This is a genomic window from Pseudomonas corrugata (assembly GCF_001269905.1).
Classification (GTDB): Bacteria; Pseudomonadota; Gammaproteobacteria; order Pseudomonadales; family Pseudomonadaceae; genus Aquipseudomonas; species Aquipseudomonas corrugata.
The window spans coordinates 1-21589 of sequence record NZ_LHVK01000008.1 but is presented as its reverse complement, the minus strand read 5'-3'; the positions used below and the strand labels follow the sequence as shown (position 1 = coordinate 21589).

The 21589-nt window shown below is 60.3% G+C and carries 19 protein-coding genes and 4 tRNA genes; 12 read left to right on the top strand and 11 right to left on the bottom strand.

The genetic code is table 11. The features are described 5' to 3' along the window. Positions 1 to 87 precede the first annotated feature (87 nt). From rluD to AD665_RS28305, 8 genes are all read left to right on the top strand, one after another. Positions 88 to 1050, top strand: a complete 963-nt coding sequence (rluD, locus tag AD665_RS11415; protein ID WP_024780729.1) for a 23S rRNA pseudouridine(1911/1915/1917) synthase RluD — start codon at positions 88 to 90, stop codon at positions 1048 to 1050. Then, a complete protein-coding gene (gene pgeF, locus AD665_RS11410; protein ID WP_053192133.1) occupies positions 1047 to 1772 on the top strand; it encodes a peptidoglycan editing factor PgeF in 726 nt (241 codons plus the stop codon). The genes rluD and pgeF overlap by 4 nt, the downstream gene beginning before the upstream one ends. Positions 1773 to 1902: 130 nt before the next feature. Then, complete coding sequence (gene clpB, locus AD665_RS11405) at positions 1903 to 4467, top strand: ATP-dependent chaperone ClpB (RefSeq protein ID WP_024780727.1); 2565 nt, start codon at positions 1903 to 1905, stop codon at positions 4465 to 4467. Between the two features lie 310 nt (positions 4468 to 4777). Continuing rightward, a tRNA-Asn gene (locus AD665_RS11400) sits at positions 4778 to 4853 on the top strand. A gap of 7 nt (positions 4854 to 4860) precedes the next feature. After that, a tRNA-Pro gene (locus AD665_RS11395) sits at positions 4861 to 4937 on the top strand. 5 nt (positions 4938 to 4942) lie between these two features. After that, positions 4943 to 5018: transfer RNA gene (locus AD665_RS11390), tRNA-Lys, on the top strand. Positions 5019 to 5112: 94 nt separating this feature from the next. Next, positions 5113 to 5189: transfer RNA gene (locus AD665_RS11385), tRNA-Pro, on the top strand. Positions 5190 to 5335: 146 nt separating this feature from the next. Beyond that, on the top strand, positions 5336 to 6961 hold the full coding sequence (locus AD665_RS28305; protein WP_024779573.1) for a methyl-accepting chemotaxis protein: 1626 nt from the start codon (positions 5336 to 5338) through the stop codon (positions 6959 to 6961). A gap of 326 nt (positions 6962 to 7287) precedes the next feature. Here AD665_RS28305 and AD665_RS11375 read toward each other — a convergent pair whose 3' ends face one another. The 3 genes from AD665_RS11375 to AD665_RS11365 form a co-directional block, all read right to left on the bottom strand. Beyond that, positions 7288 to 8586, bottom strand: coding sequence for an NAD(P)/FAD-dependent oxidoreductase (locus AD665_RS11375; RefSeq protein WP_053192131.1), 1299 nt, complete (start codon positions 8584 to 8586; stop codon positions 7288 to 7290). An 81-nt stretch (positions 8587 to 8667) separates the two neighbouring features. After that, positions 8668 to 8841, bottom strand: a complete 174-nt coding sequence (locus AD665_RS11370; protein WP_003185543.1) for a DUF3094 domain-containing protein — start codon at positions 8839 to 8841, stop codon at positions 8668 to 8670. Between the two features lie 98 nt (positions 8842 to 8939). After that, positions 8940 to 9566 carry a DUF1780 domain-containing protein gene (locus tag AD665_RS11365; protein ID WP_024779575.1) on the bottom strand — a complete coding sequence of 209 codons (627 nt, stop codon included), beginning with the start codon at positions 9564 to 9566 and terminating at the stop codon, positions 8940 to 8942. A gap of 334 nt (positions 9567 to 9900) precedes the next feature. Between AD665_RS11365 and AD665_RS11360 the strand changes: the two genes are divergently transcribed. Next, positions 9901 to 10587 (top strand): energy-coupling factor ABC transporter permease, encoded by a 687-nt coding sequence (locus tag AD665_RS11360; RefSeq protein WP_024779576.1) that lies wholly within the window; start codon positions 9901 to 9903, stop codon positions 10585 to 10587. A gap of 63 nt (positions 10588 to 10650) precedes the next feature. Next, on the top strand, positions 10651 to 10866 hold the full coding sequence (locus AD665_RS11355; RefSeq protein ID WP_024779577.1) for a hypothetical protein: 216 nt from the start codon (positions 10651 to 10653) through the stop codon (positions 10864 to 10866). 4 nt (positions 10867 to 10870) lie between these two features. Here AD665_RS11355 and yacG read toward each other — a convergent pair whose 3' ends face one another. From yacG to pilB, 5 genes are read right to left on the bottom strand one after another with little or no spacing between them, the layout of a single operon-like run. Continuing rightward, positions 10871 to 11077: a DNA gyrase inhibitor YacG gene (gene yacG, locus AD665_RS11350; protein ID WP_024779578.1), complete on the bottom strand. Its 207-nt coding sequence runs from the start codon at positions 11075 to 11077 to the stop codon at positions 10871 to 10873. After that, entirely contained in the window at positions 11074 to 11697 is a 624-nt protein-coding gene (gene coaE, locus AD665_RS11345) for a dephospho-CoA kinase (protein ID WP_024779579.1), read from the bottom strand. The genes yacG and coaE overlap by 4 nt, the downstream gene beginning before the upstream one ends. 10 nt (positions 11698 to 11707) lie before the next feature. After that, positions 11708 to 12577: a prepilin peptidase gene (locus AD665_RS11340; protein WP_024779580.1), complete on the bottom strand. Its 870-nt coding sequence runs from the start codon at positions 12575 to 12577 to the stop codon at positions 11708 to 11710. Position 12578: 1 nt separating this feature from the next. Beyond that, positions 12579 to 13796 (bottom strand): type II secretion system F family protein, encoded by a 1218-nt coding sequence (locus tag AD665_RS11335; protein ID WP_024779581.1) that lies wholly within the window; start codon positions 13794 to 13796, stop codon positions 12579 to 12581. A 2-nt stretch (positions 13797 to 13798) separates the two neighbouring features. Further along, positions 13799 to 15499: a type IV-A pilus assembly ATPase PilB gene (gene pilB / locus AD665_RS11330; protein ID WP_053192129.1), complete on the bottom strand. Its 1701-nt coding sequence runs from the start codon at positions 15497 to 15499 to the stop codon at positions 13799 to 13801. Positions 15500 to 15722: 223 nt separating this feature from the next. On the opposite strand from pilB, the gene AD665_RS11325 reads away from it, so the two are divergent. Together AD665_RS11325 and AD665_RS11320 are read left to right on the top strand one after the other, a co-directional pair. Then, a complete protein-coding gene (locus AD665_RS11325) occupies positions 15723 to 16145 on the top strand; it encodes a pilin (RefSeq protein ID WP_024779583.1) in 423 nt (140 codons plus the stop codon). A 297-nt stretch (positions 16146 to 16442) separates the two neighbouring features. Further along, positions 16443 to 16796, top strand: a complete 354-nt coding sequence (locus tag AD665_RS11320; protein ID WP_024779584.1) for a BON domain-containing protein — start codon at positions 16443 to 16445, stop codon at positions 16794 to 16796. Positions 16797 to 17099: 303 nt separating this feature from the next. Here the strand turns inward: AD665_RS11320 and AD665_RS11315 are convergent, their stop codons facing one another. The 3 genes from AD665_RS11315 to AD665_RS11305 all read right to left on the bottom strand — a co-directional run bounded on the left by AD665_RS11315 (position 17100) and on the right by AD665_RS11305 (position 21465). Beyond that, positions 17100 to 17396, bottom strand: a complete 297-nt coding sequence (locus AD665_RS11315) for a DUF2845 domain-containing protein (RefSeq protein WP_053192127.1) — start codon at positions 17394 to 17396, stop codon at positions 17100 to 17102. 1 nt (position 17397) lies between these two features. Beyond that, positions 17398 to 20331, bottom strand: a complete 2934-nt coding sequence (locus AD665_RS11310) for a DUF748 domain-containing protein (protein WP_053192125.1) — start codon at positions 20329 to 20331, stop codon at positions 17398 to 17400. Positions 20332 to 20448: 117 nt separating this feature from the next. Next, positions 20449 to 21465 carry a class I SAM-dependent rRNA methyltransferase gene (locus AD665_RS11305; RefSeq protein WP_024779587.1) on the bottom strand — a complete coding sequence of 339 codons (1017 nt, stop codon included), beginning with the start codon at positions 21463 to 21465 and terminating at the stop codon, positions 20449 to 20451. Positions 21466 to 21589 lie beyond the last annotated feature (124 nt).

Below are 21589 nucleotides of genomic sequence, written 5' to 3'. Positions count from 1 at the left end.
CCGTTGAAAGCCTCGGGGCAAAAGACGCCGTATTTAACCACAAGCGCGCAGCCGAAACCAAAGGCTGTGCCGACGCCCAGTCCGAGCATGTCCGATAAAATAGAACTTCGCGCAGAGGTGCCGTCCGAATTGGGCGGCCAACGCCTCGATCAAGTCGCCGCCCAACTCTTCACCGAGCATTCGCGCTCGCGCCTTTCCGCCTGGATCAAGGACGGCCGCCTGACGGTAGATGGGGCGGTCATCCGTCCGCGCGACATCGTCCATGGTGGCGCCATCCTCGAACTGACCGCCGAGCAGGAAGCCCAGGGTGAATGGGTTGCCCAGGACATTGCCCTGGATATCGTCTATGAAGACGACGATATCCTGGTGATCAACAAGCCTGCGGGCCTGGTGGTGCATCCGGCCGCCGGTCACGCCGACGGCACCCTGCTCAATGCCTTGCTGCACCACGTGCCGGATATCATCAATGTGCCCCGGGCCGGCATCGTGCACCGTCTCGACAAGGACACCACCGGTCTGATGGTGGTGGCCAAGACCATCCAGGCGCAGACCCAACTGGTCGCACAACTGCAAAGCCGCAGTGTCAGCCGCATCTATGAATGCATCGTGATCGGCGTAGTGACCGCTGGCGGCAAGATCAATGCACCCATCGGCCGTCACGGCCAGCAGCGCCAGCGCATGGCGGTGATGGAAGGTGGCAAGCCGGCAGTGAGCCATTACCGCGTGCTCGAACGCTTCCGCTCCCACACCCATGTGCGGGTCAAGCTGGAAACCGGTCGTACTCACCAGATCCGCGTGCACATGGCCCACATCAACTTCCCGCTGGTGGGCGACCCTGCCTATGGCGGCCGCTTCCGTATTCCGCCGGCCGCCAGCGTGACCATGGTCGAGTCCCTGAAGCATTTCCCGCGTCAGGCGCTGCATGCGCGTTTCCTGGAACTGGATCATCCGACCACCGGTAAGCGGATGAGTTGGGAATCGCCGTTGCCGGATGACTTCGTCTGGCTGCTGACGTTGCTCAAGCAAGACCGCGAGGCATTCGTCGGATGAATGACTGGCTGATACCCGACTGGCCCGCGCCGGCTCGGGTCAAGGCCTGTATCACCACCCGGGCGGGCGGCGTCAGCGTGGCGCCGTTCGACAGCCTCAACCTGGGCGATCATGTCGATGATGACCCTGCGGCCGTCACCGAGAACCGTCGTCGTCTCACCGATCAATTCGCCATTCGTCCCGCCTGGCTGCAGCAGGTCCACGGGATCGCTGTGGTCGAGGCCGACCCGACCCTGGTCGCGACCGCCGATGCCAGCTGGACCGCCACGCCGGGTATCGCCTGCACGGCGATGACGGCGGACTGCCTGCCTGTGCTGTTCTGTAACCGTGCCGGCACTCACGTCGCGGCTGCCCATGCCGGCTGGCGTGGGCTGGCGAACGGTGTGCTGGAAGCGACCCTCGACAGTCTCCAGGTGCCCGCCGTTGACGTCCTTGCCTGGCTCGGCCCGGCCATCGGCCCGCAAGCATTTGAAGTCGGGCCGGAAGTGCGTGAAGCATTCATCGCGCAACTGCCCCAGTCGGCACAAGCCTTTGTGCCGAGCCGCAACGCCGGGAAGTTCCTGGCCGACATCTATGCGCTGGCGCGCCTGCGCCTGGCAACGCGGGGTGTCTCGGCGGTCTACGGGGGCGGGTTGTGCACCGTGACTGATCCCCGCTTCTTTTCCTACCGTCGCAGCCCGCGTACCGGTCGCTTCGCCTCCCTGGTCTGGATTGAACGCTAGACTTCTCTGATCTGCATCAATAGCGCACTGCTTGAATCTTCCAGAATCGTCCACATCTATAACGGTATCTGGCAGGTTTCTTCATTCAGGATGTTTTTCGGTCCGGCCTGCTCAAAAGGAAGGTGACCTTATGCGTATTGACCGTTTAACCAGCAAGTTGCAATTGGCGCTGTCCGATGCCCAGTCCCTGGCCGTCGGCCTGGACCATCCCGGGATCGAACCGGCGCATTTGATGCAGGCCATGCTCGAACAGCAGGGCGGCTCCATCAAGCCTTTGCTGATGCAGGTGGGCTTCGACGTCAACAGCCTGCGAAAAGAGTTGGCGAAGGAACTCGACCAGTTGCCCAAGATCCAGAACCCGACTGGTGACGTGAACATGTCCCAGGATCTGGCGCGGCTGCTCAACCAGGCCGATCGACTGGCCCAGCAGAAGGGTGACCAGTTCATTTCCAGCGAACTGGTGCTGCTCGCCGCCATGGACGAGAGCAGCAAGCTGGGCAAGTTGCTGCTCGGCCAGGGCGTGAGCAAGAAAGCCCTGGAGAATGCCATCAATAACCTGCGTGGTGGTGAAGCCGTCAATGACGCCAACCACGAAGAGTCCCGTCAGTCGCTGGATAAATACACCGTTGACCTGACCAAGCGTGCCGAGGAAGGCAAGCTCGATCCGGTGATCGGCCGCGATGACGAGATCCGTCGCACGATCCAGGTGTTGCAACGCCGCACCAAGAACAATCCGGTGTTGATCGGTGAGCCAGGGGTGGGCAAGACCGCCATTGCCGAGGGCCTGGCCCAGCGGATTATCAATGGTGAAGTACCGGACGGCCTAAAGGGCAAGCGGTTGCTGTCCCTGGACATGGGGGCGCTGATTGCCGGTGCCAAGTATCGGGGCGAATTCGAAGAGCGGCTCAAGGCCCTGCTCAATGAGCTGTCAAAGCAGGAAGGGCAGATCATTCTGTTCATCGACGAATTGCACACCATGGTCGGCGCCGGCAAGGGCGAAGGCTCGATGGACGCCGGCAACATGCTCAAGCCCGCGCTGGCCCGCGGCGAGTTGCATTGCGTCGGCGCGACCACGCTCAACGAGTACCGCCAGTACATAGAGAAGGACGCGGCCCTCGAACGGCGCTTCCAGAAAGTACTGGTGGATGAGCCGAGCGAAGAGGACACCATCGCCATCCTGCGCGGCCTTAAGGAACGCTATGAAGTCCACCACAAAGTGGCGATCACCGATGGTGCGATCATCGCGGCGGCCAAGCTCAGCCACCGCTATATCACCGACCGCCAGTTGCCGGACAAGGCCATCGACCTGATCGATGAGGCCGCCAGCCGCATCCGCATGGAAATCGACTCCAAGCCGGAAGTGCTGGATCGTCTGGAGCGGCGCCTGATCCAGCTCAAGGTCGAATCCCAGGCCCTGAAGAAAGAAAGCGACGAAGCGGCGAAGAAACGCCTGGAGAAATTGCAGGAAGAAATCGTTCGTCACGAACGTGAGTATTCCGATCTCGAGGAAATCTGGAATTCGGAGAAAGCCGAAGTCCAGGGTTCGGCGCAGATCCAGCAAAAGATCGAACAGTCCCGCCAGGAGCTGGAAGCGGCCCGCCGCAAGGGTGACCTCAACCGCATGGCCGAGCTGCAGTACGGGGTGATCCCGGACCTGGAGCGCAGCCTGCAGATGGTCGACCAGCACGGCAAGAGTGATAACCAGTTGCTGCGCAGCAAGGTCACTGAGGAAGAAATCGCCGAAGTGGTCTCCAAGTGGACCGGTATTCCGGTGTCGAAGATGCTCGAAGGCGAGCGCGACAAGTTGCTTAAGATGGAAAGCCTGCTGCACCAGCGCGTGATTGGCCAGGACGAAGCGGTCGTGGCGGTCGCCAATGCCGTGCGTCGCTCCCGTGCCGGGTTGTCGGACCCGAACCGGCCGAGTGGTTCGTTCATGTTCCTCGGCCCGACCGGTGTCGGTAAAACCGAGCTGTGCAAGGCGCTGGCCGAGTTTCTCTTCGACACCGAGGAGGCGATGGTACGCATCGACATGTCCGAGTTCATGGAGAAACATTCCGTGGCCCGGCTGATCGGTGCCCCGCCTGGTTATGTCGGCTATGAAGAGGGCGGTTATCTGACCGAGGCCGTACGACGCAAGCCGTACTCGGTGATCCTGCTCGATGAGGTCGAGAAGGCCCATCCGGATGTGTTCAACATTCTGCTGCAGGTGTTGGAAGACGGCCGTCTGACCGATAGCCACGGGCGCACGGTAGACTTCCGCAACACCGTGATCGTGATGACTTCCAACCTGGGGTCGGCGCAGATCCAGGAACTGGTGGGGGATCGCGAGGGGCAACGGGCTGCGGTGATGGACGCGATTTCTACGCACTTCCGGCCGGAGTTCATCAACCGGGTCGACGAGGTGGTGATCTTCGAGCCACTGGCTCGCGATCAGATTGCCGGTATCACCGAGATCCAGCTGGGTCGCCTGCGCAGCCGCCTCACCGAGCGCGAGCTGAAGTTGCAACTGAGCGACGAGGCCCTGGATAAGTTGATTGCCGTGGGTTACGACCCGGTCTATGGGGCACGGCCGTTGAAGCGCGCCATCCAGCGCTGGATCGAAAACCCGTTGGCGCAGCTGATCCTGTCGGGTCGCTTCATGCCAGGTGAAACCGTAACCGGAACGGTGGAAAACGACGAAATCGTCTTCAACTGACAGGCTGCACCGTTGTTGACCGACTGGCCTCGCATTGCGAGGCCATTTTTTTCATCAGGCCGTTGAACTCAAAGGAAAAGGCTTGTAAAGTGCGCCCCGCAGTCAGTCACCCCCTAGGGTCACTTCTCCCTGAGAAGGAATCCAAAATAAGTTGCAAATCATTGTCTTGAAAGCAATTTAAGGGGTTGACAGAGGTTTTTAAGATTGTAGAATAGCGCGCCTCAGACACACGAACGCAGCGATGCAAACGGGTAGAAGAGGTTGAAGCTGGATTCAATCAAGCTTCAAGGTTGCAACTTGAAATATCAGTTCCGTGATAGCTCAGTCGGTAGAGCAAATGACTGTTAATCATTGGGTCCCAGGTTCGAGTCCTGGTCACGGAGCCATTTCAATCGGGGTATAGCGCAGTCCGGTAGCGCGCCTGCTTTGGGAGCAGGATGTCAGGAGTTCGAATCCCCTTACCCCGACCATATTTGGGTCGTTAGCTCAGTTGGTAGAGCAGTTGGCTTTTAACCAATTGGTCGTAGGTTCGAATCCCACACGACCCACCATTTTTGAGACCAGTTCGCTGGAATCGAATCTTAAGATCAGAGGCCAAAAGCGCTGATCGAGGAAGGCGACTTGCAAAGGTCGCCTTTTTATTACCGGGGTATAGCGCAGTCCGGTAGCGCGCCTGCTTTGGGAGCAGGATGTCAGGAGTTCGAATCCCCTTACCCCGACCATACTGAAAATCCTCGTATCGAAAGATACGGGGATTTTTTTTGTCTGCGCGAAATGCCGCAAGTCTTAAGTTATCGTACAACTAGCCGATAGCCCACCGACAGGGGCATGGCCCCATCTCAGGCCAATAACAAAAAAGGCGCCCGTTATGTTTCTTCGTCAACTGAATATCGCCCCTCGTGCGGCGCTGGGTTTTGCCTTGATCGCCGTGCTGGTGGCACTGCTGGGGGTGTTTGCGCTGGGGCAGATGTCGAGTATTCGCGACAGTGAGGTCGCGGTGGAAACCCAGTGGCTACCGAGCATTCGCGGCGGTGACGAGATTCGCGAGTGGATGCTGCGCATTCGAACCATCTCCCTGCGCATGGCCCTGGACCAAGACCCCAAGAACATCTCGGTCTACCGTGGGCAAATGGATGTCCGTGACAAGGAACTGAGCGAAAAAATCGCCAGTTACGAAAAGCTCGTCGTGACCCCTGAAGGCAAAGCGCTCTACGACCAGTTCAAGCAGACGTTTGCCGCCTACCGCGCGGGTATCGCGCAATCCTTCATCCTCGCGGAGCAGGGGCGCCGCGACGAACTGATCAAATTGCTGCTGGTGGACATGAAAACCGTCGTGGACGGTTCCGGCAAGCAACTCAATGACCTGGCGGAGCTGTTTTCCAAACAGGTGTCCATCGAGAGCCAGAAATCCCAGGAGCATTACGCCAGTTCCCGGATGATCGTTAGCCTGTTCATCGTCTTGGCCGCCCTGGCTACCGTCGTCCTGGCGATGTTGTTGACGCGCAGCATCGTCAAACCCCTGGGTGAAGCGCTGAGCGCCGCGGAAAGCGTGGCTGTAGGTGACCTGACCCGGCCGATCGAGACCCATGGCAATGACGAAGTGAGCCGCTTGCTCAAGGCCTTGGCGACCATGCAGAAAAACCTGCGCGATACGCTGCAGAGCATCAGTGGTTCGGCGGCGCAGCTGGCAACGGCAGCCGATGAGCTGAACGCCGTCACCCTCGACAGCACCCAGAGCCTGCAACAGCAGAACAACGAAATTGAACAGGCCGCCACGGCCGTCACCGAAATGACCACTGCCGTAGAGGAAGTGGCGCGCAACGCAGTTTCCACCTCCGACGCCACGCGTCAGTCCAGTGAGTCGGCATCCCTCGGACAGCAGCGGGTCAGCGACACGGTTGACGCGATTGGCGCCCTCGCCAGTGACGTGCAGGTGACGGGTGGGTTGGTGCAATCCTTGGCCAACCAGTCGCAGGATATCGGCAAGGTCCTGGACGTGATCCGGGCCATTGCCGAGCAAACCAATTTGCTGGCCCTCAACGCGGCCATTGAGGCGGCCCGGGCCGGCGAAAGCGGTCGAGGGTTTGCGGTGGTGGCTGATGAAGTGCGAGCGCTGGCTTACCGCACGCAGCAATCGACCCAGGAAATCGAACAGATGGTCCAGGGCATGCGCAGCGGCGCCACCCAGGCCCTGGATTCCATGCAGGCCAGCTCGGCCCGCGCTGCCAGCACCCTGGCGATGGCGGAACGGGCGGGCGAGGCATTGCAGACCATCACCGCGTCGGTCAGCGAAATCCACGAGCGCAACCTGGTGATCGCCAGCGCGGCCGAAGAGCAGGCACAGGTGGCCCGCGAGGTTGATCGCAACCTGGTGAACATCCGTGATCTGTCGGTGCGCTCGGCCACTGGCGCAGACCAGACCAGCGCGTCCAGCCATGAACTGTCGCAACTGGCGAACTCGTTGCGCACGATGGTGCAGCGGTTTCAGGTTTGAGTGCAGGAGGAGACTTGCGTCGACTGCACCGCCGTCTTCGCGGGCAAGCCACGCTCCCACATGGGATTCGGGGTGGATGCAGCATTTGTATACATCATCAAACCCTGTGGGACCCGGGCTCGCCCTAATGCCAGTCAGTTAAGGATCAAACGACGCAACACCTGTGGGAGTGAAGCTTGCTCCCACAGGTTTGTGGCTTAACTGACTGCATTAGCGCTTGCCCGCTCCCGCATTGGGTCTGGGTGTATGCGGTATCCGCCTACGCCACCAGACCCTGTGGGAGCGAGCCTGCTCGCGAAAACGGTGTTTCAGGCAACGACTGTTGTTCAGTGCAATTTGAGCCGCGGCTCGGTCCCGCGTCCGATCTTGCTGCCCAGCATCAACATGGCCGTACGGAACATTCCATACAACGCCATCTGGTGCATGCGGTACAGCGACACGTAGAACATCCGCGCCAGCCAGCCTTCGAGCATCACGCTGCCGGTGAGATTACCCATCAGGTTGCCCACCGCCGAGAACCTCGACAGCGAGATCAGCGAGCCGTAGTCGGTGTACTTGTAATGCGGCAACGCCTTGCCTTCGATCCGCAGCTTCAAAGACTTGGCCAACAGCGATGCCTGCTGGTGCGCCGCCTGGGCGCGGGGCGGTACGTTGCGATCGCTGCCCGGTTGCGGGCAGGCGGCGCAGTCACCGAAGGCGAAGATGTTCTCGTCACAGGTGGTCTGCAGGGTCGGCAGTACGTGCAACTGGTTGATCCGGTTGGTTTCCAGCCCGTCAATGTCCTTGAGGAATTCCGGTGCGCGAATCCCGGCGGCCCAGACTTTCAGGCTGGCGTCGATCACTTTGCCATCGACGGTGATCAGGCTGTCGGCCGTCACCTGGCCGACCGCGGCGTTGGTCATGACATTGACCCCGAGCTTTTCCAGGGTCTTGTGTACGGGCCCGCCGATACGCTCCGGCAATGCCGGCAGCACCCGTGGCCCGGCTTCGATCAGGGTGATGTGCATGTTTTCCGGCTTGATCCGGTCCAGCCCATAAGCCGCCAGCTCATGGGCGGCGTTATGCAGCTCGGCCGCCAGTTCGACGCCGGTGGCACCGGCACCGACGATGGCGACGCTGATCCGCTCCACGGCATCGGTCTGGCCGGCGTGGGCGCGCAGGTAATGGTTGAGCAATTGCTGATGGAAGCGCTCGGCCTGTTTGCGGGTATCGAGGAACAGGCAATGTTGCGCTGCGCCCTCGGTGCCGAAGTCATTGGTGGTGCTGCCGACGGCAATCACCAGGGTATCGTAGCCCAGCACCCGGGCCGGCAGCAGTTCCACGCCGGCTTCGTCATAGGTGGCGGCCAGTTGGATACTTTTTCGTTCGCGGTCCAGGCCGCTCATGCGCCCGAGCTGGAACTCGAAGTGGTTCCATTTCGCCTGGGCGACGTAGTTGAGTTCGTCTTCGGAGGAATTCAGGGAGCCGGCCGCGACTTCGTGCAGCAGGGGTTTCCAGATGTGGGTCAGGTTCGCGTCGACCAGCATCACGCTGGCCGTGCCACGCTTGCCCAGGGTCTTACCCAGACGGGTAGCCAACTCCAGGCCGCCGGCGCCGCCGCCAACGATGACAATACGATGAGTCATGGGGATATCTCGCAAGGCTAAAGGAAATCGGTGCCGTTACCCTCGCGAGTGCCAGTATCGTATCCCTCGATAGCAGGCAGCTCATAGCGTCAGGTAACTGATCAGTCGGCTCAACAGGCCCAGGCCGATCGTCACGGCCAGTACCACCACCAGGAGCATCCACGGCCGGAAAGGCCGGCGCTCGACTCGGTGCTGGGACAGTTGCAGGTACTCTTCGACATGCTTCTGGTCGTCAGGGTTCAGGCGGCTGGTCATAAAGGCCTCGTCAGGTAGACGTTGCGAAGTGCGTGTACGTTACAGGGGATTGTTTGTGGCTGCGAACAGCATAGCCGTTCGGTGGACGCGGTGATGATTCACAGGCTGATCCCCACATCAAACACGATGCTGCGCCCCAGGTTGCCTCGCAGGAAGTCCGGCGCGTCGGGGTGGGCGAACAGCACCCGGGCGAAGGTCGGCCCCACCAGCGATAGCGAGCGCCAGCCCTGGCGCAGGTATTCGGTGGGCGGCGGGAAATGGCTGTTGAGGTCCAGCACTTCACGCTTCAGGCTGGCGAAGGCAATGATGTCCAGTTCTCCCAGGTCCATGCCGCGTTCGGTGTAATTGTGGGCTTTCTTGCGCAGGGTCGGCGCCAGCCTCAGCAGGAACTCGTTGGCCGGGATCCGCCTGGGCTTGGCTTCGCGGCGCACCAGTTGGCTCAGGGAGAATGCACTGCGGCGACGTTGCAGTTCATCGCGCCATTCGTCATTGAGCCGGCGGCCCTCGTCGAGGACGAAGAACACCTCGAAGTTGGCGTCACGGAACAACACGTCCGGCGGCTCCCCGGCGGGGGTGAATTCGTCGGCGCGGTAGGGCACGTTCAGCCCTTGCAGCAGTCGCTGGCAGACCCAACGCTCACGCTCCCATTTGCGGGCATTGGAGAGAAAGGCGTTGGCTTGCTCGGCCGCGATGGTCAGCAGGCGTAAATAATCGGAATCATCCATGAGCTCAAGCTTAGCTTTCAATTGCGACAAGCTGGAAGCGTTGCGTTGATGAATGAGTCTTATGAGTGGGGTGTAGACTCTACGTGTCGATAGAGACATAAAACTGTGCACAATTCTTGTGGCGAGGGGATTTATCCCCGCTGGCGTGCGTAGCGCGCCCAAAAGAGTTTGAGGTTGTAGGAGCTGGCGAAGCCTGCGATCTTTTAATCTTTCACTTGGAACTCAAGTGTCTGGGAAAAGATCGCAGCCTCGCTTCGCTCGACGGCTCCTACGCAGTCCGACGGGAATGCACTGTGCCGGCTGCTGGAAAAAACAAGCGAAAGGTGTAGTCCCCATGATCGGAGCCGAACTGCTCTCACCCCAGACACTTGCGGCTGGCTGGCTGATCTACGTCCCGGTGCTGGCCTGGGCGGTATGGCGAGCACCGTGGGTGGAGCTGTTTACCGACAGCCGTCGCCAGCACCTGCTGTTTGGCACGGTACTGGCGCTGTTCATGTTGTGGCTGGTGCGACGGGATTTCGATACCGGTGTGTCCTATCACTTCATCGGCATGACTGCCGTGACGCTGTTGCTGGACTGGCCGTTGGCAATCGTTGGCGGCCTCATTGCCCAGCTTGCACTGGTGCTGCTGGGGCGTCAGGACATGGTGGCGCTGGGCGTCAACGGAGTGTTGTTGATCTTGTTGCCGGTGCTGGTCACCGAATCCTGCGCGGTCCTGGTGGAGCGTGCCCAGCCACGTAACCTGTTCGTGTATATCTTCTGCTCGGGGTTCCTCGCCGCAGCCCTGTCGGCATTGCTGTGCCTGCTGCTGGGTCTTGGTCTGTTGTGGTACGACGGGGTGTTCGCCATGCCTTACTGGCTGAGCGATTTCGTCGGCTATCTCTGGTTGATCATTTTTCCCGAAGCGTTCATCAACGGCATGGTGATCAGTGCGCTGGTAGTGTTCAGTCCCGAATGGCTGGAAACCTTCAACCGCACGCGCTATCTGTCGGCACCCTGGAAGGATGACGACAAGTCTTGATGCATATCAAGGTCGTGCAGGCAGGCGCCGCTCATGCTCTGGAAAACTTCCAGGAGCATAACGATGGGTGTTTATGAGTGGGCGAGACAAGAGATCAGGCGTAGCCACGATGCCGCTATGGAAATCGGTTTCGATCCGGGCCTGAGCCTGCGAGCCTTGCTCAGTGCGATTGTGCAACAGAGCAAGACAGTGCGCAGCGCCGAGGACCTGGCCGATGAGTTGAACTTCCTGGCGGAAAATCTCGACGAAAAACAGGACTACGGTTTCATGCGGCCTTAGGCCGCTAGTGGTGTGAACGGGGGTTGAAATCTTCGCTGAACAGTTCGTCCTCGGCGTCGGGGCTGACGGGTATCTTGTGTTCTTCCGACGCCCAGGCGCCCAGGTCGATGAGTTTGCAGCGATCGGAACAGAATGGTCGGAATTTGCTCTCCGGGCTCCATTCGACAGGGGCGCCGCAGGTCGGGCAGTCAACGGTTGGGGTCTGGCTCATGATTGGCCTCCACGCAATGTAAGGTAAAAATGATGCAGGCGTTCGACCTCACTGTGCAGCCAGGCGAGGTCGCGGTCGTTGACCACCACATCGTCGGCATGGTTCAGGCGATCCTGGCGGCTGGACTGTGCCTTGAGTATCGCCTGGACCTGTTGCTCGCTGATCTGGTCGCGCTGCAAGGTCCGTTCGATCTGAAGTGGTTCAGGCGCGTCGATCACCAGGATGCGGTGGGTCATGGCGTACTGCCCTGACTCGATCAACAGTGGTGAGACGAGTATTGCGTACGGCGACCGGGCCTGGGCCAGGTGATGGGCAATTTCCTCGGCGATCAACGGATGCAGCAGGGTCTCGAGCCAGCGCCGCTCATCGGCGTTCTCGAAAATCAGTTTGCGCAGGGCCGCGCGATTCAGCGTGCCGTCGGCCTGCAGCACGTCCGGACCGAAGTGTTCGGCGATTTTTGCCAGCGCCGGACGCCCCGGCTCGACTACCCAGCGCGCCGCATGATCAGCGTCTATGACATGCACGCCCAGGTCGATGAAATGCTGGGCCGCAGCACTTTTACCGCTGCCGATACCGCCGGTCAGGCCAAGAATCCAGGGTTTTTCCACGGGATTGTTCATAGAGAAATCATTAGAAACCGACAGAGTGCCAATAGAAGTCGGTTATTTGACCACCCCAGAGCAAGGCAATCCAGCCGGCAATGGCCAAATAGGGCCCGAAGGGGATCTGCGTCGAAGCCGGGGCACTTCGCATGCGCAACACAACGACTCCGATCACGGCGCCCACCAGCGACGATAGCAGCAGCGTCAGCGGCAGAATTTGCCAGCCGCCCCAGGCCCCCAGCATCGCCAGCAGCTTGAAGTCTCCGTAGCCCATGCCTTCCTTGCCGGTGATCAACTTGAAGATCCAGAATACCGACCACAGCGCGAGATAGCCGGCCACCGCTCCCCATACCGCCTGGTTCAACGAGACGAACAGCCCGAAGCTGTTGACGATCAGCCCCAGCCACAACAACGGCAGCACCAGTGTATCGGGCAGTAGCTGATGCTCCGCATCGATCAGACTCATGCCCAGCAGGCCCCAGCTTAGGACCATCACCAGCGCGGCCTGCCAGCCAAAGCCGAAATGCCAGGCGACGAAGGCCGACAGCGCAGCGCAGGCCAGCTCGGTCAGGGGATACCGTCGCCCAATGGGGGCCGCGCAACTGGAACAGCGACCACGCAGTGCGAGGTAACTGAGCAATGGGATATTTTCCCAGGCCCGGATGCGGTGGCCGCAGTGAGGGCAATGGGAGTGAGGCAGCATCAGGTTGTAGGCCGGGCCGGGTGTTTCGGCGGGCAGGCCCAGCAGGTCGTGGGCTTGCAGCCGCCATTCCCGGGTGAGCATCTTGGGCAACCGCCACACCAGGACATTGAGGAAGCTGCCGACGATCAGCCCGAGCAAAAGTGCGGTCAGCACAAAGGCCAGGGGATAAAGGATGAAGAATCCGGTCAGGGGCATGTCAGATCGCAGAGCCGAGTTGAAAGATGGGCAGGTACATGGCAACCACAAGACCGCCGACAACCACCCCCAGGACCACCATGATGAACGGTTCCATCAGACTGGTGAGATTGTCCACCAGGTTGTCGACCTCGGCCTCATAGAAACCTGCCACCTTGTCGAGCATATCGTCCAGTGCTCCGGATTCCTCGCCGATGGCGGTCATCTGGATCGCCAGGTTCGGGAATATGCCTGAGGCACGCATGGAAAAATTCAACTGCATACCGGTCGAGACATCTTGCCGGATGCGCTGGACCGCACGTTTGAACACCACGTTGCCGGTGGCGCCGGAGACAGAGTCCAGAGCCTCCACCAGTGGCACGCCGGCGGCGAAGGTGGTGGACAGTGTCCGGGCGTAGCGGGCTACCGCGGATTTGTACATCAGGGTGCCCACCAGCGGCAGCTTGAGCAGCCATTTATCACGCCAGTCACGAAAACCCTGGGAGCGCTTGAGCGCATACTTCACGCCAAAAAATGTGCCCACAGCCCCGCCCAGCAGCAGCCACCACGACTCTTGCATGAACTCCGACAGGCCGATGACCATCAGGGTGAACGCAGGCAGTTTCGCGCCGAATCCGGAGAACACCGATTCGAACTGCGGCACCACCTTGACCAGTAGAATGCCGGTGACGACTGCCGCTACGAGCACGACGGCCGCCGGATAGGTCATGGCTTTCTTGATCTTGGCCTTGAGGGCTTCGCTCTTCTCCTTGTAGGTCGCGACCCGATCCAGCAAGGTGTCCAGGGCACCGGCCTGTTCACCCGCGTCCACCAGGTTGCAGTACAACTCGTCGAAGTATTGCGGGCACTTGCGCAACGACGCGGCGAAACTGTTGCCGGCGGCGACCTCCTGCTTCACCTCGTCTACCAGCTTGCGCATGTTGGCATTGTCGAAGCCTTCGCCAATGATGTCGAAGGCTTGCAGCAGGGGCACACCGGCCTTGAGCATCGTCGCCATCTGGCGGGTGAAGAGGGCGATATCCAGCGGCTTGATGCGTTTGCCCTTGCTGAATATCGAGGTGGATTTCTTGCGGACCTTGCCCGGGTTGATGCCTTGCTTGCGCAATTGCGCCTTGACCAGGGCCGGGCTCTGGCCGGTCAGCTCGCCGGACATCTTCGCGCCCTTGCGGTCTTTGCCTTCCCAGGTATAGGTATCGGTTTTTACTGCCTTGGCCGCCATATTCAATCCTTGGTGACCCGGTTGATTTCTTCGAGGCTGGTCACCCCTTGCATCACTTTCAGTAACCCCGAAGTGCGCAGGTCGTTGAACCCGTCCTTGCGCATTTGCAGATCGATTTCCAGGGAATTGCCTTCGGCCATGATCAGCCGTTGCAGTTCGGGCGTATTTTTCACCACTTCGTAAACCCCCACGCGTCCTTTGTAGCCACTGTTGCACTGTTCACAACCGACCGGCTCATAGATCGTGAACGAGCCGATGCGTTCCTTGGGGAAGCCTTCCTTGAGCAGGGTTTCCTCGGGAATCTCCGTGGCCTTCTTGCATTGGTTGCACAGTTTTCGCGCCAGGCGCTGGGCGATGATCAGGTGGACCGCCGTGGCGATGTTGAAGCCGGGGATGCCCATGTTCTGCAAGCGGATCAGGGTTTCCGCGGCACTGTTGGTGTGCAGGGTGGAGAGCACCATGTGCCCGGTCTGGGCTGCCTTGATGGCGATTTCCGCCGTTTCCAGGTCGCGGATCTCTCCCACCATGATCACGTCCGGGTCCTGACGCAGGAAGGAGCGCAGGGCCTGGGCAAAGTCCAGTCCCTGGCGGGGGTTCACGTTGACCTGGTTGATGCCTTCCATGTTGATTTCCACCGGATCTTCGGCGGTGGAAATATTGATGTCCACGGTATTGAGGATATTCAGGCCGGTGTAGAGCGAGACAGTCTTGCCCGAGCCGGTCGGCCCGGTGACCAGGATCAGCCCTTGGGGTTGTTTGAGGGCCGCGAGGTAGAGCTCTTTCTGATCCGGTTCGTAGCCCAGGGCATCGATACCCATTTGCGCGCTGGAAGGGTCGAGAATCCGGATCACCACTTTTTCGCCCCAGAGCGTGGGCAGGGTATTGACCCGGAAGTCGATGGACTTGGTTTTCGACAGGCGCATTTTCAACCGGCCGTCCTGCGGCTTGCGCCGCTCGGAAATATCCAGGCTGGCCATGACCTTCAGGCGCGCGGCGATGCGGCCGGCCAGTTGGGTCGGCGGCCTCGCCACCTCCCGCAACATGCCGTCGGTACGTACCCGCACCCGGTAGGATTTCTCATAGGGTTCGAAGTGCAGGTCGGAAGAGCCACCCTTGATCGCGTCCAGCAGCATCTTGTTGACGAACCGCACCACCGGCGCATCGTCAGCGTCCTGGCCGGCAATGGCGTCCTGTTTGCGATCGTCGTCCGACTCGATGTCCAGGCCGTCGAGGTCGACATCCCCCATGCCTTCCAGGCCGGTGGTGCTGGATTCGAAAAACTTCTCGATGGCATCGCTGAGTTTGTCGTCCTCTACCAGGATGGCTTCGGTGGTCAGGCCGGTACTGAACTGGATGTCGTTGATGGCCTGGTGGTTGGTGGGGTCGGAGATACCCACGAACAGCTTGTTGCCGCGCCGCCACAGCGGCAGGGCATGGTGTTGCCGAACCAGTTTTTCACTGACAAGGCCGGTGGGCTGGCTTTCCTTGTCCAGGCTGTTGAGGTCCAGCAGGGCGACGCCGAAATGCTCCGAGGCAATTTCAGCAACCTGGCGACTCTGGACCAATCTGTTCTGCACAAGGTAGCTGACCAGGGGCATGCGGTTGCGTTGGGCTTGCTGCTGCGCCTGCTGCGCGCTTTGCTCGGTGATCAGCTCGGCCAGTACCAGTTGCTTGGTCAAACCGCTGAGGGCGATGTCATTCATGGGGATCCCGACTGCTGACAGTTCATGACTTATAGCCTAGTCAAGCATCGACGCCAAACCAGCGGGGGCGGGTGACAAAAAACGTCAGATAGTGCGGTTGTTGGGGTAGGACGTCGCCATTCTACTGGCTGGAACCCCTTGCTGGCAGGGCTGCAAGGGTTGGCATGTGCCGTGCAATACCTCCTCCAACCATGAGATTTCGCCTCATGCAATGGAGAGGTTTATGAGCAAGCAGAATGGTTTTACCCTGATCGAACTGCTGATCGTCGTGGCGATCATCGGCATCCTGGCGACGTTTGCATTGCCGCAGTATTCCAAGTACCAAGCGCGGGCGAAGGCGACGGCAGGGTTGGCGGAAGTGTCCGCACTGAAAGTGCCGTTCGAGGACGTCATGAATCAGGGGACCAGCCCTACGTTGGCCAACATTGGTGGAACCTCCCCCACCAGTAATTGCACATTAACCGCCTCAGGTACCGCTGCAGACGGTACGGGCACCATAGCGTGCGCCTTGTTGAATGCGCCCGCTCCGGTACTTGGCAAGACCATAACTTTGTCGCGCTCGGCAACTGGTGTCTGGACCTGTGCTTCGACGGCAGCCCAGGAATACCTGCCGGCTGGATGTACCGGTGCGGCTGCCGGTAGTTGAGGGCATGGTTTACGAAGAACCCCGCTTTAATTGCGGGGTTTTTTGCGCTCTTTTGCCAGTGAAACAAAAAAAGCTCGTTAATTCAGCTGTTTAAGAAGCGGAAAAAACCGCAACTTGCATGTACAGAATCGGTCGCTCATGCATTTTGCATGATCGAGCAAATAGGCGTTTCGCTTAACTAGTTGATTTATAATAAATTATTTTATTCGTCAAAACTGGCACATCCTTCGCACTACTCCTGATAACCCTGCCGGGATCCACCTCCGGCAGTTTCTGAGAAAAACAGGAGTTACTCGTATGAAGAAGTTCGCTATCACTGCCGCTGCTGCTGCCGCACTGACCTTGACCATGGCTAACGCATTTGCCGAGACTGCTCAAGCGACTCAGGCTCCAATGATGCTGGCTGCTGGTGAAGTGACTAAAGCCAAGGAAGAAACCAAGGACACCTGGATCACCACCAAAGTCAAAGCCGATCTGGTTACCGAAAAAGGTATCCCAGGCTCCGACATCAAGGTTGAAACCAACAAAGGCGTAGTGTCCCTGTCTTCGACTGTTGCGATTACCGAAGCGCAAAAAACCACCGCAGTGGCGATCGCCAAGAAAATCAAAGGCGTCAAAGCCGTATCGGCTGATGGCCTGAAGGCCGAATAAGGCCAAGACTTCTCGCCTGGACTGGGAGAGGGCGCGGCAAACGGGCTGAGTCATACGTTTGCCGTTGCTTTGGAGTTCATGCGAAAGGCCACAGGGACGTGGCCGCCACAGGCCTCCGGCATTTTGCCGGGGGCCTGTTTTATTGTGGATGACAATCAGCCGACAACGGTATCGGCAGGTCCATCGCCATCGCGAGCAGGCTCGCTCCCACATTGGCCCGGGGTGTTCTCACAATCCAAGGTCGGCGCCGATCCCTTGTGGGAGCGAGCCTGCTCGCGATGGCGGTACCACGGCCAGCCTCGGTCAATGCCCACGCCGACTGGTGATCTGCACCAGTCGATTACCCTCGAAGCGCAGGAACTGGTACATGCCGCTGTTGGGGCCATAGGTCCATTCTTCCACCGGGTATTCCTCCCGGCGATTGACGCTGCGTTTGTAGCCCAGATCATCCCGCGCCACCGGTTGCCCGCACTTTTGCAGGACCTCGCTCGAGCGGTCGCCGACGCTGATGAGCTGGCTGCCGCAACGCAATGTGTCGGCAGCCGATGCGTAGGGGGTATTGAGCAGTAAGCCCAGGCCGAGCCAGTAGAGAAGCTTCATCCTATTCGGCATCCAGATGCAGAGGCGTGATCACACGCCCGTCGCTTTCGGCCTGGCCGAGGCTGGCGTCGATGAAATAGACACGGTCATCGGCCAGTTGGCCCTTGTCCACCAGGAAGTCCTTGATGCTGCTGGCCCGCTCCTGGCCCAGCTCGCGGAGCAATACATCGCTGCCGCTCCAGAACTTGATGACACCTTCACGCAGTTTCTCCATGCGGGCCTTTTTATCCAGTTGTGTCCATTCGGCCGGCGGCTGGGCCTTGAGACGGGTTCGATAGATGCCTTCCAGCAGCGGTGCCTTTTCGTCCTCCGGCACCTGCAGCAGCGCCGCCTTGGCCGGAACCTTGTCGCCCCGGCGTTGCAGCATCTTGTAGTAGTTGTACTGGTATTCGCGTTCCAGGCGCTGGCCGGCGAGCAGCGGCCCGTCGCTGCTTTCGGCGGCTGTGCCTTCGATTTCCAGGCGCAGTTCCGGACGCTTGGCCAGTGCCTCGGAGAGCTTGAGCAGCACACCTTCGCTTTCCTGGCTCAGGTCGCTGGAGCCCGGCGCGAAGGCGACATTGCCCAAGTCTTCCGAGCCACCGCCGGCCACCAGCCCGCCGATGAGTTTGAAGGGCGCCTGGGCCGCTCGTACCACCAGGTTGCGCAGGGTCTGCCAGACAATCGGCATCACACTGAATTGCGGGTCGTTGAGGTTGCCGGACACCGGCAGCTCAATGGAAATCCTGCCTTGCGAATCCTTCAGCAGCGCGACGGCCAGTTTCAGCGGCAGGCTCACGGCGTCCGGGCTGTCGACCTTTTCCCCCAGTTGCAGTTGCTCGACCACTACCTTGTTCTCGGCCTGGAGCTGACCCTTGGAGATCCGGTAGTGCAGGTCGAGATTGAGTCGGCCCTTGCGGATGCGATAGCCGGCGAATTTGCCGGAGTAGGGCGTCAGCGTCGTCAGTTCCACCCGTTTGAAGCTGGTGGCGATATCGAGGCTGGCCATCGGGTCGAATGGGTTGAGAGCCCCCTTGATTGTCACGGGCGCGTAGCGGTCGACCTTGCCCTTGACGTCAACGCTGGCCGGTTTGGCCTGGCGGCTGTCGATGGTGCCGATCTGACCGTTGAGCTGCTGGATGGCCGTGGCGAAATTCGGCGTCAGGCTGAAGTCGGCAAAGTTGGCCGAGCCGTCGTTGATGGCAATCGCGCCGATGTGGATACCCAGCGGTTTTTCCTGGGACGCCGGTTTTGCTGCAGTGCTCTTCGTGCCGCTGTCCGGAGGCTGTGGGACCAGCAAGTCATCGATGTTGGTGGTGTGATCGTCGTTGATCATGAAGCGTGCATAAGGCTGGAGCAGGTTGACCTTGTCGATGGACAGGCTGTCGCCATGCTGATAATCAAGGCCTTCGAGCACCAGGCTCTGCCATTTGACGAAGTCGCGGGTCTTGAGGGTGTCGAGGGTGTGCAGTTGGTCGATCTGGGCGCGGCCGGTGACCGCGAAGGCCAGCGGTGCGGTGCTCTTGAGGTCGACCGCCAGGTCGCTGCCGAGCATCCCCGAGCGAAGCTCCAGGCGAATGAAAGGTGTGATATAGGCTTGGGCGACACGCAGGTCGATGTCCTGGGTCTTGACCTTGAGCCTGGCGGTGACCGGGTTCAGGTTGACCTCGCCGTCGGCCAGGAGCTTGCCCTGCTTACCCACGCCGGTCTCAAGCTTGAGGGTAAAAGGCGAGCCGTTGAGGGTGTCGTAGTTCTGCAGGTCGAGGTTCAGCGGGCCGACGTCCAGTGTCACGGCGGGTTGCGCCTGGCGGTCGGCCAGATGCACCCGGTAGTCGCGTAGTTGCACATCCTTCAATAGCACTTGCCACGGTTTGCCGGGGGCCTTGGGTTCGGGTTTTGGAGAATCGGCCGCTGCCGGGGCCGATGCCGGTTCGACCTTGACCTGCGGTTTTGTCGGCTGGCTGGCGAAGAGTTTCTGCCAGTCCAACTGGCCATCGGCCTCGCGTGCTGCCCAGGTTTCGAGCTTCTGGCTACGGATCTTGCCCACGACCACCTGTTGTTTCGCCAGGTCCACCGTGGTTTCGCTGACATCAAGGCGTTCGAGTTTTGCCAGCGGACGGCCATCCGGAGCCTTGATGGCGAAAGGCGCGACACTGACGGCCACGTTGTTGAGCAGCAGCTCGGTGCCCTTGGCCAGGTTGAGCTTGTAGTCGGTACTCAGGTTGAGGAGCCCGTTCTCCAGCACCAGCGGTACCGCGTCGCGGACGTAAGGCCACCAGAGTTTCATCTGGCCATCGGTGACCTTGAGTTTGCCCTCGGACGCGATCGGCGAAAGACTGAAATTACCGGTCCAGTCGATTCTCCCACCTTCGGGGCCGGCGGCCACCAGGGTCATGTCGGCGCTGTCGTCGGGCAGGGTGCTGAGGTTCTTCAGCTCGAAATCAAGGGCGTCGTATAGAAACTCGATGGGCTCGCTGGGGCGAAGATCCTGGAAGTGGACATAGCCTGTGGCCAGCTTGATCCGGTCGACCCGCAGGGGAAACGGCTTGGCCTCGGGATCGGCCGGGGTCGGTTCGCTGGGAGGCAGCTTGAACAGACCCAGGAGGTTCAACTGGCCGTCCTTGGCGAACACCACCTCGGTCCTGGGTTTGTCCAGTTCGATGTCGGCCAGGTGCAGCGCGCCGGACCACAGGCTGTCGATCTGCAGGTTGGCGTACAGCCGTTCGAAGCCCACCTGCTCCTTGCCCGGTTCGCCGATATTCAGGCCCCAGACAGTGACTTCAAGGCTGAACGGATTGAGTTCGATGCGCTGGATCCGGGCCGGCACCGTGGCATGGTCGGCCAGTTGCTGATTGGCGATTCGCAAGGCAATGCCGGGCAATATAAGGAAACCCAGCAGGCTGTAGAGGGCCAGTGCGGTGAACAGGGCGCCGAGGGCGCGCAGCAATCCTTTGAGCATGTGTGGCTTCATCTGGTGGAATCGGAGTGCCTTGGAGTATGGCATGCGTTTACGGTTCCGAAGCCACTGGGATTTATGAGATTTGTCCGTTTTTTCCGTAGGAGTCCTGGGGTTGGCTCACAACTGCAGGATCAGTGTCTTGAGCGGAGGGTTACCGTCCATGGAGGGAAAGTCATCGGCGGGGAGCAGCGTGCTCCATTCGCGCACTGGCCGGCCGGCTTTTTCCGCACAGCGCAACACCTGTTCGCGCCAGTCGTCCATGGAGACCTTTGCCAGGTTGTTGCAGCAGATCAGTACGCCATTCTCGGCGGTGGTCAGCAGCGCCGGTTTGAGCAGGCTCTGGTAGTCCCGCAACAGGTCGACGGTGCCGAAGGCGCTCTTGGCCCAGGCCGGTGGGTCGAGCAGCACCAGGTCGTACTGGCGTTGCTCCAGGCGCACGTAACTGGGCAGCTTCTGGCCGCGCCGTTGGCTGATGGGCAGGCCGGCCAGTTGGCGGATCGCCGGGAAGTAGTCCGACTGCACGAACTCCATGGGCGCTAACGAGGGGTTGAGCTGGCCGTTTTCGCGACCCACCGCGAGATTGCCTTCGGCAAAGTCCAGGTTACACACCTCCCGTGCGCCACCGGCCGCGGCGCTCAGGCCAACGCCGCAGGTGTAGGCGAACAGGTTCAGTACGCTTTTGTCGCGGCTGTGTTCCTTGACCCAGCCCCGGGCATTGCGCAGGTCGAGAAACAGCAGCGGATCCTGCCCGGCATGGCGTCCACGAACGCGATAATTCAGGCCCCACTCATGGCCGACTAGGTCTTGCAGGGCGGCTTCTTCGGCCTGATAGACCGTGTCCTGGCGGTCGATCCGAGAGTTGCCCCGGGCGCGATCGTTGTAGACCAGCAGGGTGTCGAGGCCCAAGGCTTCGTTGACGATGCCATGCAACTGCAACAAGGCCTCGCGTTCCAGCGACTGATGGAAACTCTGCACCAGCAATTGCGGGCCGTAGCGGTCGACGGTCAGGCCGGGTGCGCCTTCCTGGCTGCCATGGAACAGGCGATAGCAATCGGTGCCTTGCTGATGCAACTGGCTGAGCAGGTCCTGACGTTGGTCGAGGGCGGCGCGCAGCGCCTGATTCAAGGAAGACATGCCAAGCGCGCCTAAAGGAAATGAGGCGCGGGAGTTTAGCAGCTTCGGGAGGGATCGTTCCCACGCTCTGTGGGAGCGAGCCTGCTCGCGATAGCGGTGGGTTAGCTTGCAACGATTCTGAATG